This window comes from Leucogemmata humicola (assembly GCF_055379415.1).
This window is the reverse complement of the sequence record NZ_AP040875.1, coordinates 3,684,634-3,701,765: the sequence shown is the minus strand read 5'-3', so window position 1 is coordinate 3,701,765 and position 17,132 is coordinate 3,684,634. Positions and strand designations below refer to the sequence as shown.

Annotated in this window: 19 protein-coding genes; 7 read left to right on the top strand and 12 right to left on the bottom strand. The window is 61.0% G+C overall.

Annotated elements, in window-relative coordinates:
* The first annotated feature begins 100 nt into the window (after positions 1 to 100).
* The 3 genes from AC6H4Z_RS15705 to AC6H4Z_RS15695 all read left to right on the top strand — a co-directional run bounded on the left by AC6H4Z_RS15705 (position 101) and on the right by AC6H4Z_RS15695 (position 1,919).
* Positions 101 to 889 carry an alpha/beta fold hydrolase gene (locus tag AC6H4Z_RS15705; protein ID WP_497542904.1) on the top strand — a complete coding sequence of 263 codons (789 nt, stop codon included), beginning with the start codon at positions 101 to 103 and terminating at the stop codon, positions 887 to 889.
* Between the two features lie 59 nt (positions 890 to 948).
* On the top strand, positions 949 to 1,305 hold the full coding sequence (locus tag AC6H4Z_RS15700) for a hypothetical protein (RefSeq protein ID WP_497542903.1): 357 nt from the start codon (positions 949 to 951) through the stop codon (positions 1,303 to 1,305).
* A 227-nt stretch (positions 1,306 to 1,532) separates the two neighbouring features.
* The gene (locus AC6H4Z_RS15695; RefSeq protein WP_497542902.1) at positions 1,533 to 1,919 is read left to right on the top strand and encodes a type IV pilin protein; all 387 of its coding nucleotides are present in this window, start codon (positions 1,533 to 1,535) and stop codon (positions 1,917 to 1,919) included.
* A 234-nt stretch (positions 1,920 to 2,153) separates the two neighbouring features.
* Here AC6H4Z_RS15695 and AC6H4Z_RS15690 read toward each other — a convergent pair whose 3' ends face one another.
* The 7 genes from AC6H4Z_RS15690 to AC6H4Z_RS15660 form a co-directional block, all read right to left on the bottom strand.
* Positions 2,154 to 3,416, bottom strand: coding sequence for a tyrosine-type recombinase/integrase (locus AC6H4Z_RS15690; RefSeq protein ID WP_497542901.1), 1,263 nt, complete (start codon positions 3,414 to 3,416; stop codon positions 2,154 to 2,156).
* On the bottom strand, positions 3,413 to 3,871 hold the full coding sequence (locus AC6H4Z_RS15685; protein ID WP_497542900.1) for a hypothetical protein: 459 nt from the start codon (positions 3,869 to 3,871) through the stop codon (positions 3,413 to 3,415). The genes AC6H4Z_RS15690 and AC6H4Z_RS15685 overlap by 4 nt, the downstream gene beginning before the upstream one ends.
* A gap of 1 nt (position 3,872) precedes the next feature.
* Complete coding sequence (locus AC6H4Z_RS15680) at positions 3,873 to 4,916, bottom strand: DnaB-like helicase C-terminal domain-containing protein (protein ID WP_497542899.1); 1,044 nt, start codon at positions 4,914 to 4,916, stop codon at positions 3,873 to 3,875.
* On the bottom strand, positions 4,913 to 5,674 hold the full coding sequence (locus AC6H4Z_RS15675; RefSeq protein WP_497542898.1) for a hypothetical protein: 762 nt from the start codon (positions 5,672 to 5,674) through the stop codon (positions 4,913 to 4,915). Before AC6H4Z_RS15675 ends, AC6H4Z_RS15680 begins: the two co-directional genes overlap by 4 nt.
* Before the next feature lie 483 nt (positions 5,675 to 6,157).
* Entirely contained in the window at positions 6,158 to 6,394 is a 237-nt protein-coding gene (locus AC6H4Z_RS15670) for a hypothetical protein (RefSeq protein WP_497542897.1), read from the bottom strand.
* 230 nt (positions 6,395 to 6,624) lie between these two features.
* Complete coding sequence (locus AC6H4Z_RS15665; RefSeq protein ID WP_497542896.1) at positions 6,625 to 7,866, bottom strand: hypothetical protein; 1,242 nt, start codon at positions 7,864 to 7,866, stop codon at positions 6,625 to 6,627.
* Positions 7,867 to 8,544: 678 nt separating this feature from the next.
* A complete protein-coding gene (locus tag AC6H4Z_RS15660) occupies positions 8,545 to 8,778 on the bottom strand; it encodes a cupredoxin domain-containing protein (RefSeq protein WP_497542895.1) in 234 nt (77 codons plus the stop codon).
* Between the two features lie 9 nt (positions 8,779 to 8,787).
* Here AC6H4Z_RS15660 and AC6H4Z_RS15655 point away from each other — a divergent pair, with 9 nt between their 5' ends.
* Positions 8,788 to 9,195, top strand: coding sequence for a hypothetical protein (locus tag AC6H4Z_RS15655; protein ID WP_497542894.1), 408 nt, complete (start codon positions 8,788 to 8,790; stop codon positions 9,193 to 9,195).
* Between the two features lie 127 nt (positions 9,196 to 9,322).
* On the opposite strand, the gene AC6H4Z_RS15650 is transcribed toward AC6H4Z_RS15655, so the two are convergent.
* From AC6H4Z_RS15650 to AC6H4Z_RS15630, 5 genes are all read right to left on the bottom strand, one after another.
* Positions 9,323 to 10,012 (bottom strand): hypothetical protein, encoded by a 690-nt coding sequence (locus tag AC6H4Z_RS15650; RefSeq protein ID WP_497542893.1) that lies wholly within the window; start codon positions 10,010 to 10,012, stop codon positions 9,323 to 9,325.
* Positions 10,013 to 10,065: 53 nt separating this feature from the next.
* Positions 10,066 to 10,488: a hypothetical protein gene (locus AC6H4Z_RS15645; protein ID WP_497542892.1), complete on the bottom strand. Its 423-nt coding sequence runs from the start codon at positions 10,486 to 10,488 to the stop codon at positions 10,066 to 10,068.
* A 125-nt stretch (positions 10,489 to 10,613) separates the two neighbouring features.
* Positions 10,614 to 11,567: an AlbA family DNA-binding domain-containing protein gene (locus tag AC6H4Z_RS15640; protein ID WP_497542891.1), complete on the bottom strand. Its 954-nt coding sequence runs from the start codon at positions 11,565 to 11,567 to the stop codon at positions 10,614 to 10,616.
* A gap of 29 nt (positions 11,568 to 11,596) precedes the next feature.
* Positions 11,597 to 13,567: a hypothetical protein gene (locus AC6H4Z_RS15635; protein ID WP_497542890.1), complete on the bottom strand. Its 1,971-nt coding sequence runs from the start codon at positions 13,565 to 13,567 to the stop codon at positions 11,597 to 11,599.
* A gap of 300 nt (positions 13,568 to 13,867) precedes the next feature.
* Positions 13,868 to 14,092 carry a helix-turn-helix domain-containing protein gene (locus AC6H4Z_RS15630; RefSeq protein WP_497542889.1) on the bottom strand — a complete coding sequence of 75 codons (225 nt, stop codon included), beginning with the start codon at positions 14,090 to 14,092 and terminating at the stop codon, positions 13,868 to 13,870.
* Between the two features lie 297 nt (positions 14,093 to 14,389).
* On the opposite strand from AC6H4Z_RS15630, the gene AC6H4Z_RS15625 reads away from it, so the two are divergent.
* From AC6H4Z_RS15625 to AC6H4Z_RS15615, 3 genes are all read left to right on the top strand, one after another.
* The gene (locus AC6H4Z_RS15625; RefSeq protein ID WP_497542888.1) at positions 14,390 to 14,878 is read left to right on the top strand and encodes a hypothetical protein; all 489 of its coding nucleotides are present in this window, start codon (positions 14,390 to 14,392) and stop codon (positions 14,876 to 14,878) included.
* A gap of 393 nt (positions 14,879 to 15,271) precedes the next feature.
* A complete protein-coding gene (locus tag AC6H4Z_RS15620; protein WP_497542887.1) occupies positions 15,272 to 15,946 on the top strand; it encodes a hypothetical protein in 675 nt (224 codons plus the stop codon).
* Positions 15,947 to 16,136: 190 nt separating this feature from the next.
* Positions 16,137 to 16,598: an endonuclease domain-containing protein gene (locus AC6H4Z_RS15615; RefSeq protein ID WP_497542886.1), complete on the top strand. Its 462-nt coding sequence runs from the start codon at positions 16,137 to 16,139 to the stop codon at positions 16,596 to 16,598.
* Positions 16,599 to 17,132 lie beyond the last annotated feature (534 nt).

Sequence of the window (17,132 nt, the reverse complement as noted above, 5' to 3'; positions counted from 1 at the left end):
GATGGTGCCGCCGGCAATACTATGCCGCTCGTGCTCGCCTGGCGAGGGTGACTGGCGACGGAATTGCGGGACCCGCGGCGGTCGCCAACACGAGAATCATATGACGGTTTTTCGGAAGATGCTTGCGTCGCTCATGAGTGTATCCGCGATCGTGCTCTCGACGCCCATGCAAGCAGTGCGAGGCCAGAACGCCGCGCCGGTGAAAAACATCGTCCTCGTCCACGGTGCCTTCGCCGACGGATCGAGCTGGGCGAAGGTCGTTCCGATTCTGCAGGCAAAGGGCTTCAACGTCACCGCGGTACAAAATCCGCTGACCTCGTTTGCCGATGACGTGGCCGCGACGAATCGCGCGCTCGCACTACAAACCGGCCCCGTCATTCTTGTCGGCCACTCCTGGGGCGGCGTCGTCATCACACAAGCCGGGATGGATCCCAAAGTGGTTGGTCTCGTGTATGTAGCGGCCTTCGGGCCGGACGTCGGCGAAGTGGTTGGTGACATTGGCAAGGCGTATCCGCCGACACCAATGCCGGCGTTGGCGTCTCCCATCCTCGACAAGCAGGGTTTTCTTTCGCTGTCGACCGACGACTATATGAAGCATTTCGCGTCGGACCTTCCGCCCGTGGAGTCGCGCGCGCTGTCCGCGATGCAGGGTCCTATCATCGCGACGGCGTTCGGGACCAAAGTGACTGCCGCCGCGTGGAAGACAAAACCGTCGTGGTACATCGTCTCAAAACTCGACGGAGCGATTGCTCCGGACGAAGAGCGATTCTTTGCCAAGCGTATGAAGGCGACGACTACCGAATTGAACGCGAGCCACGTTTCGATGCTGTCGAAGCCGGATGAAGTGGCGGCCGTGATCATGGCTGCGGCGGCGAAGGCCAAGCACTGAGCGGGGAGTGAACACCGGCCGAGCCCTCGCTATTACGGTCGAACGGGCTACGGTTCTGGATGGCTGCTGCGATCGCTTGGCTCGGTGTTCTCGCTCACGTCACGATCGGATTGATCGCCTGGCGGCGTCCAGCGAGTGGCGCGCTCATACCGCTGCTCAATCTGGGCGTCGCTCTGTGCGTGCTCGCGTACTGGGCTCAGAGATGGTACGGCTACGTGGCGAGGGGTGTCACCTGGTACGGGTCCGACCAGTTGGTGCCGCTCTACGCCATGGTGGTTGCCGTATTCGCGGCGCTTTCGCTGGCTGGCCGAATTGGCACGACGCTACCGAATCGGGTGTTCTTTGTGATCGATGGGCTCGCGTTGATCGGCGCCGCGCTCTTTCTAACGTTCTTCCGGCTCACTCGCCTCATGTGAGCGCCGTTAGCGCTATTGGTCGCCGCAGTCTGCACGAAATCGTGCAAATGACGGTGCCGCGCGAAAACATTTGGCTCCGAATGGTATGGTAAGTTGTTGTAGGTAAACGTGATGCAAGACAGGATGAGAGTGGTCTTCTGTTTGCTTTAGATGCGGTCGAGCCTGCCGAACGGTTCAAGACTCACTGTAGCGGCTCGAGCAAACCCACCCACCACTCTCGAGGAAACATGCTGCGCAACCGTAAGGGCTTTACCCTCATCGAGCTGCTGATCGTCGTCGTCATCATCGGCATCTTGGCCGCGATCGCGATTCCGAAGTTCGCGAACACGAAGTCGAAGGCGTACGTCACGGCGATGAAGTCTGACCTCCGCAACCTCGTCACCGCGGAAGAGGCGTTCTTCTCCGACAGCTCCAAGTACACGCAGACCGTCAACCTTCTGAAGTTCCAGAGCTCGACGGGTGTCAGCGCGCCGACGATTGTGGCCGGTTCGGGCTACTGGACGGCGACGGTGACGCACTCGCAGCTCCCGGCGACGCAGCCCTGCGGTATCAGCATCAACACCACCAACCCGACGATCACGACCGCGGCTGAAGGCGAGCCGGCTTGTAAGTAAGGGAAGCGCCTGAGGGGGCGCTTAGAGGTCAGTGTTCGAGGAATTGAAAGGCCGCACACGCAAGCGCGTGTGCGGCCTTTCACGTTGTGTCACTGATCCAACGGAGGGCGAGGGATTCGAACCCCCAAGTCCTTGCGGACGCCAGTTTTCAAGTTCCAGAAGGCGGTTTGCAGCCATTTGCGTTGCGTTGCATTTCCCTCTGCGCGAGGCGTCGGAGCGGGTTTGCATTTCGATTTAACTCTCGCCAGTTGCGCGCGTTTGCGCGTCGAGTGGTCCAGAAGTGGTCCCAGGATTGTTCGAGCTCGTTGGCTGCTCGACCAGGGCGCGAAGATGTTCTCGCGATAGGTGTGAATAGCCCATCGTCGTGCGCAGATCAGAGTGGCCCATCGCCTCGCGGACGAGGGCGGGACTCTTCCCCTCGGCAAGCCAGGTCGTGACGCGCCGGTGACGGAGGTCGTGCTGGCGAAGCGCGGTCACGAGGTTCGCGCGTTTCGCCGCGTTTTTGTAACCGTGCAGCAGGTTCTTGATACGCTCGCCAGCGACACGATTGTGGTGATCGTGATCGTGATGGAAGACCCAGGGCGTGCGCTTCCCGTGATATGTCACCAAGCGGTACCGCGCGAAGTGCTCGCGCATGGCCTTTCGAAGCCGCGGGGTCATCGGCACCCAGCGAGCCTTACCGCTTTTCGTGCGGTGGCCGTCGCGTCCGCTCACCACTTTCAGGAACCCCGCCTCGAGGTCGATGTCCTCCCAACGCAGTTGCAGCGCCTCAGTGTTGGCGCGGAGTCCGGCTTCGCCGAGGGTAAGCACGTACAGTTCGAGCATCGGCCGCCGCGCACAGGCGGCGACCAGCTTGTCGAATTCGGTGTCGCCAATGATCACCGGGTTGAACTCGTCCGACTCTGGCGCTTCGGTACGTGACACGGGATTGCCGTCGCGCAACTCGAGACGCACGGCGCGATCGAAAATCCGATGAAGAACGGCGCGATCGCGCGCGACCGTCCGATTGCTCAGCGCCTTCGTCCCGTTTCGCCGATTGACCCGTCGCCACGTCATGAACCCAATGACATCCTTCGCTTGCACCGCATCGACGAGTGGATCGCCGACGTGATCGACGAAGTAATCGCGGAGTGAGACGAGGCTGTCGAGGTACGCTTCCTGAGTGCCGGGCGCCTTCGTCGGAATATCCTCATCCTCGAACTGCTGGAACAACTCGGAGCATCGCACGCCAGTCTGAAACCCCGCGACGCGGCGTGCATGCAATCGTTCCAGCTCCTTTCGCTTTCGCTTGGCGAAATCAGCGGCGAGTGCGCGGTCGGTCGTCGGGATCGTGAACGTGTGGCGTTCTCCGCCGACCTGAATACGCACACGAAGCGTATCGCCGCGGCGATCGAGTCCGCCTCGCTTCTTGCGCTTGGCCATCTCCGCCTCGCTGGTGGTGAGTGCGGACGGAAGTGGCGACGTCGCCGACGATTCGTCAAGCGATCCCCTCGTCACGACGTGCGCTCCAGCGGCACGCGACGGGCTCGATGGATGGGCACGACACTCTTGTGTGGCACGACGACGTCTTCGCGCTCCCGGACCCAGTCGCGTACTTCGCCGGCGAGGAACACGAGCTCGTTGTCGAGCTTGCGGTGCGGGATCCGTGGCAGTCCGGTCGCGGGTGACGTGTGCCGATAGACCCAACTCTTCGGGCGACTGAGCGCCTCAGCCACGTTGGACACGCTCATCCGCGTGTCGCCCGCCGCGGTCCAAAGCCGCTCCTGCCACGTCGTATTCGGCGCATCAGTGCCAGTCGGATTTGGCAGGTCATCAGAGCGTCGCGTGTCGAGCGACGTGATGTCGTTCAGGAATTCCGCGACGACCTTCTCGCCGGACACAACGACGCCGAGCGAGCGCCACTCTTCGAGGCGCGTCGTCCATTTCGTCACCAGCTCGGCGGGAGTGATCATGCTACGCGATCCTCACCGGCCGACCACCGGCTGTCGTCCAGCGATCCTTTTCTGGCAACGGAATCACACGGCCGCGCTCGAATCCGAGAAAGCACCGCTTCCCCTCGTTGGCGCCGTAGTTCCGGAGCTTCATCGCGGAGACGCCCATCACATGAGGATCGAGAACTGTCTGCGGTTCAGTTTCGCCGGCGCGGGCCGCCTTGATCGCTTTCAAGAAGTCGTCCGGCGACTCGTCGACATTGCGCTCACGCACCTTTCGAAAGAGCCCGACGATACCGCTCGCGACCTGCGTTTTCACTCCAGGCAACCAAAGGTGATTGACCTGCGGTGGCTGGTACTTCGCCATGCGATCGGCGCCCTTGAAAACCTCGTTGTTTAACTGCGAGGTCGCGACGATGAGGAGTTCGTTGTCCTGGGCCATCCGCAATGCGGCATGACAGACGCGTTTAGACTCTGTGGATGGATTCGATCCGTCACCGCCGGCGATGTGGTCGATGTGGTCGATGATCACGACGTCAGCGCCGAACGCTTTCGCGCGCATGAGCGATTGCTCGAGCTTCTTGAGATCGAGCGCTGTCGCGGAATCGATCATCACCCGATCGACGAACGGCTTCTTATACTGTTTCTCAAGCTCAACCTTCAGCGCTGCACGCTGCGACTCGCCACCCGGCAGTGATCGCAGCTTCAGCGTCAACGCGTCACCCGGGTGAACGCTCGCGGCCATACACGCGAGGTAGATCCGGAACCGGTTCGGTTGCGTCTCAAGCGGCATAACGTACACGCGCTTCCCAGCTTCCTGCCAACGGGTGATTGCCGACGTCATGAACGTTGTCTTTCCGCCGCCGCTATACGCCGCGACGAACCACAGGTCACCGCCAACGCCGAGAGGGCCCGTGAGCTCATCGAGCTCGGGGAAGGGCCAGCGTATTGCACGGTCGGGATGCACGTCGAGTGAGCTCAACGCGGCGATCACCTGGTTGCTGGCTTCGACCTCGGGGTGGATCTCCGGCAGATCGGTGTAGGCGGCTTCGTCGAAGTACGTCATGCGCCCGCCGGTCGTGTGAGGCGATCTGCATCGGCCGAGAGCCACCCGTCGACGACAACGTCAGTCGGCATGGTCGGCCCGGCATACGCGGTGTGCGTGTCGGCAAACCGTCGAACGCTGACGTACTTGAGCGCCGTAGAGATCAGGTAGCGACGCCAGCGCGCGAGACACTCGTCACGGCCGAGCGCGGCCTCGAGAGGCTTTATCGTCTTTGCGATTGGCCCGGGCGACGGGTTCGTTCCGTACTGCGCGGTCCACGCGGCAAGGTATTCGCTGAGCCAACTCGCCACGGCGCCGTGCACAATGTCCGTCTTTTCGCGAGAAGGTTTTGTTATTTCCTTCTTACCTTCTTTTACTTTGTCCCGCTGCTGTCCCACGATCGTCCCGCCAGGTGTCCCGCCTCCGTCGAACGCGCCTTGATAAGTCTCATAGTTCGCAATGAGATAAACGTCGCCGTGGTGTCCCGTGCGCTGTCCCGAAATGAAACCGCTCTCGTTGCAGCGATTCAGGAAGCGCGAGACACGACTCTTGCTCCACTTCCACCGAGCGGCGAAGAAGCGCACGGAGCCAACGACCTCGCCTCGTTTCAAGGAATCCGTCGCGCGATCTGTCGTGTATGGGCCGTCGACGAAGGCTGCGCGCAAAAGCAGATCGATGCGAGCTGACCGCTCATCGAATGGTTCGGACGAATTCCAGATCTTGTCGAACGAGTCGCCCATCGATCGATACAGGCGGATCCAGCCGGGCGCGCGGCTCACAATGCGACTCCCCGACGATCGAACCGCGATACGGGGACTTCCGGCTCTGACAGCAAGGGCGCGCTTCGTGAGAGCGAGGTGAATCGGCGCATCGTCGTCGCCGCTACGCTGCGGTCCGCGCGAATGGACGCGGGCGATTTCGCGCCGGCAGCTCGCTCGGGATTGTTTCGTTCGGGACCGGGAATGGCATCACCCCATTCGGCAACTCAGTGTTGCGCCGAACGTAGTAATCCGCGAGTTGCTCTTGCCGCTGTCGCGCCCAGGCGCGTAGCTCTGGCGAGCAATACGGGGAGGTGGTTCGACACAGCTCGTCGAACTCACCGGGGTACTTGGGCGAGACATCCTCGACAGCGTGATGGCGTTCGCTGTTGCGCGGCGCGCGTGGGGCAAGCATTTTCATGAGCGTTCGTTCTCCTCGTAGTGGGGGTTGGACGACGACAGCAGAGCGCCTCGAGGATTGCCCCCTCGGGGCGTTTGTCGTTACTAGGCGGCCGATGGCACCGCCGGACCGCGCGGCCGACGCCCGGCGTTCATGCGTCTGGCGATCACAAGGGCTTCGGCCACGTCGGCGCGGGCGATCTCGTATCGCCCGGCGTGCCATTGCGCCGGGATGTCACCGGCGCGCGCCCAGATGTAGGCCGTGGCGCGGGAGACGCTGGCCGTTTGAGCAAATTCGCCTAGGAGGACCACATCTCTCTTTGGTCGATCAGCGACACGCATGATTGTGCTCCGTAGTTCGGGGAAACTCAAAAAGCCCCGGCGACGAATCGGAGGACTGGCATTTCGCCAATCCGTCCGTCTCATCGCTGGGGCTCTGGCTGGTTACAGGGTCCGGGCGTTTCCCGGAGTACGTTCCGGGCTAAAGCAACATCAATTGTTTGAGGGGCGTACCCTCACAGCACAGATATAGCGAATCGATTAGACGTCTGTCAAGCGCGCTTACGACAGTGTCAAACTCCAAAGATCGATCGATACTGGTCTCCGAGAAAGGAAAGGGCGCCGCGACCTGGGAGCACCCGCTCCGTTAGGAACGAGTCAAAGGCACTCACACCAAGCCCGATTGGCGGCGAGACGATGCCGATTCCAGTTCCGACCGCCCACCGAGTTGCCCTTCCCAGGCCGCTCCTCACAAGGTCACCGAGCTTGGTGCGCAATCCAGTGAATCTCTGCTCGATCTCCGGATCGGACACATTCTCAGCAGTCCAAAGCCAACTGCGAAATTCTCGACACTCAGTACTGGCACGTACTTCAAGTAGGCGTTGGATGTTGGCTCTTCGGTGTGTGTCGCCCAATGCGAGATCTGGCAGATGTACGAGATTAAGTACGCGCGATAGGCGGCGAGTTTGTTCCGCCGGATCCATCTGACGCGCTAAGAAATCGAACTTGGCTCCCAGCACCGACTGTTCGTGCGCGCGAGTTCCGACGAGTGCGGTGTGAACGCGCATATCGTCGATCGCGCAGTAAACGCCGGACACACCAAGAAGCCCCTGTGTTATCGCGCCAGCGACGTCCGTTTCGCTAAATCCAAGACGTCGGTGAAGATCCGTCTCGACTGTAAGCCATTTATCGTCCTTCGATCGAATTTCGAGGCTGTAGGTACCGATTGGCGGCAACCCGATACCAAGCCGGCTCCTCAGCGCCAAATCGATCGCTTCTCGAGTCGGCGCCCCGACGCCCAGCATGTCGTGCTTCATTTCGGCGAACGCGGCCTCGCGGGTTCGTGGATCGGCCCTCAGCAAGCGCCCGCGAATCACGTTCTCAAACTTCCTAGCTCGACCCGGAGTCAGCTGGGCTATCTCGCGCGCCATGCTGAATCCACGATCGACAAACGATTCGGCAGGAGAGATGGAAATGATCGTGTGTTCGAGGCGCTCGAGTTGCAATGTCCCCCTCAGGGAGCGCCGAACTACCGGCTCATTGCGCCGACAGATCTGCGTCGAATCGCAGCTGACACTGACACCGTCTGCGCGAATGACGTCGAGAGTCTCGTCCAATCCGATCTCGCGGACGAGATGACCGAGGTCCATCAAACGAGCGGATTGAATTACGACGCCCTCGAAGAGAAGCAGGTCTACAAGCAGCGACCCAGTGTCAATTCCGATAATCTCGCGACCGTTGCTCTGAGCGACGTTAGTAACGACTCGTGTGCGAATGTCCATCGCCTTATGAAGTCCTCCTGCGAGGGCGCGCATTTTCGCGTATCGATTGCTCCGCGCGAGCGAGTATGTGACCGAGCTCCAAAACGAGTGCAGTGTCACCATCGGTCAGGCGCGCGGCGAGCGCGTGCAAACACTGATGCCCGGTAGGATGAAACCGCGTGTCCGCACACGTGCACGGCGGGTCTTGGTCGAGATCGACAGCATACGACTCGGCAAGTCGACCCTGAACCAAATACCGACGCTCGCCCAGCCGCCGCACTGCGCGCGTTGCCGCCCGGCGAAGTCGGTTCGGATCGAATGTTCGAATCGGCGTGGTGTCCATACTCTCACCCTGCGTTGCGATTGCTTTTATCAACATAGACGCGACATGCGTCGACCGCCTGCTGTTTCCTCGAACTCTCGTTTGGGACCGCCGCCAACTTCTCGGTATGACGCTGACTACGGCGCCCGTGACTTTCGCCGAGACTTCCGTGGCAAGAACCGCGGCCGTCCACATCCCTTGCGCGTGCTAGCGCCGAGTTAGGGAATGAGGCTAAAATTGCGCGTTCGCAACGAGGAATTCATCATGCGTGTTGTCGCATTCATTCTTCTCGGCCTCGCGGTCGTCTCCCTCGGTGGCCGACCGGATCTGGCCTCATGATTATGCGCCCTGAATTCGCGGCCGCGAAAGCGTACGCCATTACCCGTGCTGAGGAACTGTGCGCGGGGTACCTAGACGCCTTCCGCAAGCGACTCGCGAAGGTCGAAGAGGAACCGGATCCCGACAATCACCTCGAGCTCGCGAAGTTGGAATACCAGTGGTTTCGGAAACACGCCAACGGTATCCCTGACCTCCTTTACGACGCGATGATCTCGGCCCGTAACAAATGGGTCCGGGATGCCGATGCCCGCGGAGTTCGGACCGAATTCGATCGGACCATTCGCGCGGCGTTCGCTACGCGACACGAGAAACTCATGGCCGACGCCCTCGCCGCTTACCAGCGAAAGGTGCAGCAGATCGAGCGCGAGGCACCCTCGAAACCCCCATATCGACCGACGATCGAAGAGCTGGAGAAGTCGATCGCAGAGATGGAGCAGCGCCTGGAGAAGAAGCGCCCCGGCAACTTTGATTTCGATAAAACTTTGCGCCGGCTGTCGAGTCAGTACGCGGAACGCCAGAAGGGTGAGGCAGACAAGGCGGAGCTAGATCGGCTCTGGGAGGATCTCCTCGAGTACGTGCGCGGAAACTTTCGTCGCCTCGGGCGGCCAGAACCAGAATGCAATGTTGTCGCCCTCTCGATGGTGCTCCTGCTGACTGAAGACAGGGGGCGCGCGGCGACCGAGGGCGCCAGAATTCAAAAGGCGTATCCTGAGTTCTCGTAGCTGTCAGCTGGACTCGCCAATGAGACGGCCACCGGTCGATCCACTTACAACGCTCTCAGGATCGGAACCGTCGGAGGGGGCAGCGCGAACCCCGGCGACTACCGCCTCGCGAATTGCGGTCAAAATCTCAAACTGGCGCGCGGCGAGAGGGTTCTGACGCACCGGTGGCCGGCGGTCCACCGTCATCGGGTTTGCGCAACCAAGCCGCGATTGCTTGCCCAAGACAGAGCCAGGGCTCGTACTCATCCGCGTAGTACCAGAACACGCCCATTCGAACGATGCCGACAACCGCCCATGTGAGCGCGATCCACCCAATCGTCGACACGAGCGGCCACGCCGCCATTCCCGGCAACAAATCCCTGCCAATCGCGAGGAAGAAGCAAACGAAACCAAAGGTGGAGCACGTGAACGCGATGTCGTAGTTGCGCCACGTCGTCCACAGGTCTGCCTCGTGAACGAGATCCGTCGTCGACAGATTGCCAGCGCCGTAGGCGCTTGGCGTGCCGCTTAGTGCGATCTGGCCGTAGTAGTAGGCGAGCGCCGAACGTTGTCGATAGAAGAACAGGGTTGCCACCAACTGCGCGAGCGCGCCCACGCCAAGCGCAAGACCCTGATTCAGCCAGAGCGTGAGCGCGTGGGTCTTGTCACCGGCGCCCAATGTCTGACTGAGCGCCGCGGCTGCGGTGGCAGCGGTGAACACCGACAAGATGCCCATGATGGTCATTTCCTTGTCGAGGTATTCGAGGTAAGCGCCGTGACCCACAGGTTCGGGCATTGGAGAGTCCATCGAGAGTTCGTTGAACCAGGAGATGGTCATGGGACACCGCCTCGAGCGTTGTGGTCACCGCGCACGTCGCCGGCTGAGGGTTTCTACTTCTGAGTGACCTGTATGCTCAGCGGACAGAGATCGACTGACCCAATGGTCTTCGTGTAGCTGCTCGTGCCGAATGAATACGAACACTGCTTCGTCATTCCGGTGGTCTGTTCGCCGGTCTTGAACGCAGTGATTGTCGCATTCGGCAGTTTCGAGGTGGGCGCCGCCTTCGCTGGGAAGCGACCCGACGTGCGGGTCGTATCAGCGGTCGGTGAGAGCGCGACGTCGACGCTCAGCGGACAGAGATCAACGGCGTTGACCGTCTTCGTGTACGCGGTCGTTCCGAACGCGTAGCGGCACTGCTTAGTCATGCCCGTCGTTTCTTCTCCGGTCTTGAACGCGGTCACGCGCTGCGCGGAAAGCAACGTCGGGGCGCCGGCGAGCAGTGCGAAACAGAGAATGATCCTGAGCCTTGCCATTGAACGAATCTCCGATGGTGAGCGTCCTCGAGAACTCCGGATTTAGAGGACGCTCAAGGATGGAGAACGCCAGATGTTTCGGCAAGACGTCAGTCTGGCCGGCTACGCGCCAGCGTCGCCATCCTCTAGAGATATTCCATCATCGGATCAGGCGGCGGACCGGAGTGCCTGACGATGGCTGACACTGATTGATTGACCAATTCGGTGACCTGCAGCTCATACCGCCTCGCACGCATGCCCTCGGCATAGAGATCGATGAAGCAGAATCGCGCTCCAGGGGCCACTGCTTCTAGGCGCGCGGAGCAATTCATCCTCAATACACCGGTTGGCAGTCCGGGATAGAATGGTGTGGTTCCGCAGGACGTCGAGAGGACGCGTGCCTTTGGCAAGAGTAAGTCTTCAGCAGCGGGGTGAAACTCATACGCGTGCGTATGCCCATCGCTAGGAAACACGACGCGGATAAGGACGTCGCGAGCGACTTGCTGTCCGATGTTGGCGATGTTGACAACGAAGGCGAACGGCCCCGCGTGCATTGGCCCCGGATTGACTCCCGCTTTGCCGGCCTGCACCCGCGGCTCGAGAATCGGTCCGTGTCGACGGCCAAAATAGAGTTCGACGAGATCATGGCTCATGGGCACGCTGTGCGGCCCCTGACGACGCCAATACCTGTAGTCATCGACAGCCACTTGATGCGGTGCGATCGGACTCGCCGGAATATCGATCAGAAAAGCTTGGGCCCGACCGACAGACGGGAGCGTTTTCGCTCGGATATTCGGGATTGCATGCCGAATATGACTGCCGATGATCTGCTCAATCGTTGCGATGTTTTTCGGATCGATCGCAAGACGTGTCGCCGGCTTGCCGGGATCTTCTCGATCCGCGGAGACACCGTAGATGATGACCCCGCCGCCCGAGTTCGCGAATGCAGAGACGTCCTTCGCGAGTTCGATATGGTCCTTGCTCTGAAGGCGCACGTCGGCACGCTTGTATTCGAGCGTCTCCGATTCGCGCATTCCGCTCGCCACAAGGGCGTCCAAAGCGTCGAGCGAGTCAATCGTGTCGAATAGGCTCGTGCCCATGCGGTCCCAGGATGTCAGATCAACGCACGTTATCGCGGAGGTACTCCAGCGGTGGAGTGACCTATTCGAAGTTCCTGAATCAAGAGCGACCCAGCCAAACGACGCGCCATGGCATCATCCTTTTCGGTCGATCCAAATACAGCAAGCGGCAAGGGGTAACGCGGTGAACCTATCGGCGCCAAGTCGCGGATTGTCCAACAAACCGTTGGATGCAACGACTGACACTCTGCTACGGCGAGCGAATCGTTCAAGGGGACTAGTACGACGGTCGCCAAGTGCCGAAACGCAGTGTCGCTGCCAAGCATTTGCAGCATGTGATTCGCGAACTCTCTTGCTGTCTTGACAGGTAAGACCAGCACATCCGGCCGCAGAGCGGACAACCGCGCCAGAGCATCGTCAGCATCGGTAAAGCTAAACGCATCTCCTGCCTCGATGAGACTTTTGAAAGTTCCCGGGTAGAGGGTCGACAGTTCGATAGCCGCGTTCCGATGTGCATCGGTTTGTACGCGCCTTCTCGACTCGTGCGTCAATCGGACACCACCAACCCAATCGCCAAGTTCGTTAGCCTGTGTATCGGCCATAAAGCGGAAAGCTACCATACCGCTAAGCCGCGGCATTTCATACCGGATCTCAGCAGCCAACGCTCTAGCAGACCTGGAAGTCCCTCGCGGGCGCAAGCCCCACAGATTCGTCAGGTTTGCCACGACGCCGACGGTCGCCACAGCGCGTGACTTAGCCCCGTCGAGCCATAGCGGCTTCTCGAATCGAATTGACCCTACGACTGAAACCGGATCGAAACCCCGCGGAAGCGCACCTATGCTCTGAGCGAAGAGCGGCCCATAAATCGAAAAGCGCGTACTCAAGCCCGCCGCGACCGTCCACGTCCGGCGATCGCCGAACCAACGCTTTCCGATTCCCAGGACCGGACCTGCTTCCAAAAACGGGAGGTCTCGCGTGTAGTGACCAGAGAGAATCCACGAAGATCGTCCGGTGGAAAGTGAAAAGGCTTCGGGGGCGAGGGGCACCGTTCGCAGTCCCGGCACGTCAAGTCGTGTCATTTTCCACACTCCGTCACGGTGAGAGACGTTCTCCGCGCCGGCACTCCAATCGACCAATGGGTCACTAGTGAATCGCTCCGGCGTAAGCGCGTCGTGTACATCGGTCGACAGAACGAATCGCAAGTGGGCGCATTCGGGTGGTTGCGTTGCGGTCTGGCTGAACGCATCGCACCAGCCGCGGGCGATTGCGAGAGCGGTGATGGGGTTCTTCAAATAGGCCACCGCAGAATGTGCATCCGATGGGTCCGTTGCCACGTGTACCTCGGTCAATCCCGGTGCGTCACGCAGCACCTGTTCTTCCCGCGCCGAGAAGGCGGCGTAGTCTCCGAGGCCGACGACATTGACCCATCTTGTCACGCCTGGTGGAAGTGCGGGGCTAGCGGAATCGCCCATGTAGTACTTCATCAATTTCCGATACGGAAGTTGACTGCCGAATGTCACTAGGCGAGGTATCCGCAACGTGTCGCCGATCGCAGCAGCCGAGGTAAGCACGCGATACGAGACGAGACTCCCGAGACTGTGCGCTGCAAGGATCACTGGTCGATGCAAGCTGTCCAGTCGGCGAAGGGTCTCGGTGACACGGCGGTTGACCATGCAGGCTACTCCGCCGTTGGGTTCAAAATACGTTGCGACGTCGTGAAGAGTTCCCGCCACGAGCGACGGTGAGGGCAGCGTCCTCGCCATCGCATCTCGCAGCGGAAGAACGGCCGTTCGGTATGCGGGGTTGAAAAAGCGCGTAAGCCCAGGGCCGTCAAACCGGAGATAGCGATCAGGAGTCAATTCCGAGCGATCGCATCCATCGGGCGTCTGGATGTCGGGCTCGAACGCATCCTGATAGGCGATGAATGTGACATCGCTATCCGCGACGGCACCGCTCATCCCCACCTTAGCCAATCCGTCTCGGAACGCCCCGATCCATTCGGCGCGGAGCTGGCTGGCCACCCGGTACTCCTGTGCTCTTCCGTGAATGAGGACGACTACTGGTCTTCCGGACAGTCGGCGTGCCGGCGATGGTGCAGAAACGACATCTGGAACGTGAGCGCACGCAACGCTGACCAGCATCGCGCCGGCTAGGAAGTATTGTCTCATGCGTTTTTGCGAATGGAAGACTCGAGGAGGCGAGAACTTCTGTCGTTAGAGAACGCGCAACGATGGCGCGCGCAGGGGGCTTCGGCAAGGCGCGCCGTAGATCATCGCCGCTGACGACGGCAAACGCGACTTCAGCGCCAACCCATCAAGAGACTAGCGCTTCCGCTTAGGCGCTGGCTCGTGGTGAATAAGAACCGCAGGCGACACGCCTAACGCTTCCGCCAGCTTCTCTAGGACGTCGTAGTCGACACGCCGATTTGTGGCGCTTTCGATCCGATTGACGGTTGCTCGACTCACTCCAGCCGACTTGGCCAACTGCCCCTGCGTCCAGCCTTTCGCTGTTCGGAGCTCAGCGACTCGAAGCGTGATCGGAGACATGAAATGCGCGCCCAAGCAAGGGAAGCAGGTAAACGCACGCTGGTGAGGGCGGGGTCTTTTGCGAATGGCGAAAGTCGCAATGGCAGAAGAGTAACTAACGCTACAGAAAGACGGTAGCGGCGCCCATTGTCGTCCTTGACTTGGTGTAACACTAGTATTACACTAACGGAACAAGAAAACGGGCCGCTCGGCAGTCCCCTAGGAAGGTTGACCGAACGACCCGCTCCACGTCCCCGAGGGAACGCACCGGCAATCTAGCCTGCGCGGCCGCTCGGGATCAACCGAGAGAGGTGCGCTATGGTCCGCCGGCAGCGGGAGCTTGACCACGCGGGTGAGTCAGCGGTAATCCAGCGAGTGGAAGCAGCGGCACGCGTCGCGAACTCGACGTCGTTCGATCTCAAGGCCTACGTGCGCGCGGCGCTCGATGGCGCCGTTGGCGATTTGGATCTCGCCGCGATCACGAACCAAGAGTTGGCGATCCGGGCGATTGAGCAGAGTCTCGTTGCCCGGTTCCGTCAGTCCCTAACAAAGAGCGAGCGCGACGCGCTCATGATCGCCGTCGTCCTTGAGTGGAACCGACGCAACGGCGCACCCGTGCGTTCGATTGCCACGGACACCGCGGAGCGCGTGTCGCCAACCGGCACCGCGATCTCGTTCTACGCGACCGACGGCCGGTATTTCGCGTCCGATGGCGATCGTCGCGCGTATCAGCGAACGCTCGACGCCAAGGCCGAACGACACGCCGCCCGCGCGAGTGCGTTCCTCGGTCAGCGTGCGGCATCGTGAGCATCCACGACGACTGCGACGAATGCGGCATCGTGGCCTTCGAGCCCACACGCTGCGCGCTCTGTCACTCGGCATCGCGGTACTGCGCCGAGCATGTCCGCCGGTGCACTGGATGCGGCGAATTTGCGTGCTCAGAACACATGCATGTTGGGGCGAACTGCGACGCGTGCGTTCGACAGGAGCGGGAGCCGATGGTTACGCACGAAGACGCGGCCATTGAGCAAATGTTAATGCATGCAGATCTCGTCGACGCCGGCCGTCGGTTTCCACGTGTCATCCCGCACGATTGAATCCGCTCCCGCGACGTTGCACGCTCATTCGAATCATTCGCTCACCAGCGCGTGCTCGCACACCGGCGAGGCGCGCGGATGGGCCATCTCAACGGTGAAGACCATGGCACGCACACGAGCAACCACGCGCACCAAGCATGTTGTCCGCCAACCACGCCTCGCCCATGACAGAGTTACGGAACACCCACCGCTCGCTCCAGGGCTGCATCTCGCGCCGTTTCTGCACGGCTATCGTGGCGGCTTTGTCCTCTTGGCCATTGATCCCAACGGCCATCTGGCCGGCATGTTTAACGTGCTTGCCGGTCACGGCTCCATGGAGATCGACATCCTCACTGGACGCGGTCCTGTCGGCGCACAACGCGAGAATATTGATGTCGATGACGTCTCGCTCTTTTCGGAGATGGCGGAACTCGGCGGATTCATCAAAGACTGGTGGAAGCCTGGCCTTCACGTCGCGCCGTGGAAGCCCCGCATACTTGTGGGTGGCGTGGCACTGGTGAGCATCGCACCGAATGGAACGCTGTGGGACATCATTGAGGCGCCGACGATCACGCCGGAGCTCATCGATGACGTAGCCGAGAACCTCGAGGCCGCCGCCGAGGCGGATTCCGGCGGAATTGGCCCAAGGCTCATCAACTACGCGGAGACCGAGGCCATTGAAGGCGGGGAGCACGGCCGGCTCCTTCGAATTGAGGCGCAGTACAAACAGGATCGAAGTGAATACGGGCGCCGCATCGGCCTCTCTGCACATGTCGATGGCGCTGAAGCTGCGGACTGAGACATGATCCGCCTGCGTTCGCCCCGACCCGATCGACGCCGTCCGCGGCGGTTCCGTCCTCGGCGCCCAGTGCCGGAGAAGGAACGGGAGGTCCGCCGCCACTCGCGTTAGGCGCGCACGAAGTGATCGACAGCAACCGATCAGCGGGGCAGGGGGCCCGGGTCGGTTGCTGCGTCGTTTGCGTTCTTGAATGGCGTCACGACGCCAAACGTTCGACTTCGAGGGCTGGGCGCAGGCGGAACGGTTCGAGTATCCGACCCGTGCGCTCGAGATGCTGCGTCGATGCGGCAGTCCGCCAGAGGCACACCTAGTTCGTCGACTCTTTCAATCTCGATCGACGGTCTACGACGGCGGTGATGTCGCCTACTGCGGTGCCGTGCGCGTCCGACTGCAGGTCCGGTGTCTCACATACTGGATCGACATCGTGGCGCAAACCGGTCGCCTGAAACTCGCGGTCGAAATAGATGGCGCATGGCACCAGGCGACTCGGGCACAGGTTGCGGCCGACTACGTTCGCGCGCGGCGCATCATTCGCGCTGGGTTCATCGTTGTTCGGTTTACCGCCAGCGAGGCGATCGGGAATCCGACCGCGGTGTGGCGGGAGGTATTCGCCACCGTGAGCGCATGCGATCGCGCCTCACGATCGGCTTGATCCATGAGAACTCGTGGAACCCACGCGGGCTCCGGCGCGTGCGGACTCAGCTTTGGCGGTCACGGGATGACACTGAAGCGATACGCAACGGGCGGATGCGCCGGCGATCTTCGGCCTCGCGGCAGCCGTGGCGATCACCGCGCGCGCCTAGACCCGACCTCACTGGACTATCACACCTTGCTGAACAATTGTCGCGGGTAGTAGACGTTTACAGTCAACGTGCGTTGACGGAAGCGCGAAAGCGCGTATCGTTGACGCTCAGTGTCTAGGCGGGCGCGTGACGCGAACTCATCGGCTCATATTCTACTTGTTTCGTTGTGGTGTGATCATGTAGTCTGCTCATGGTCACCACTCGCCAATGCGGCGCCGTCGAATGGCCGTCGACACGGTTACGATTGGCTTGTCATTGATTGCCGCCCGGGAAACCGACTAACGGAGCCTTCTCTCGCGCTCCCGTGAGCTGCGACCCTTCTCCGCCGCAGAAAAAGCCGGGATCGGATTACGAAGTGTGCGATCAACGCCGGGTCGTTCGTT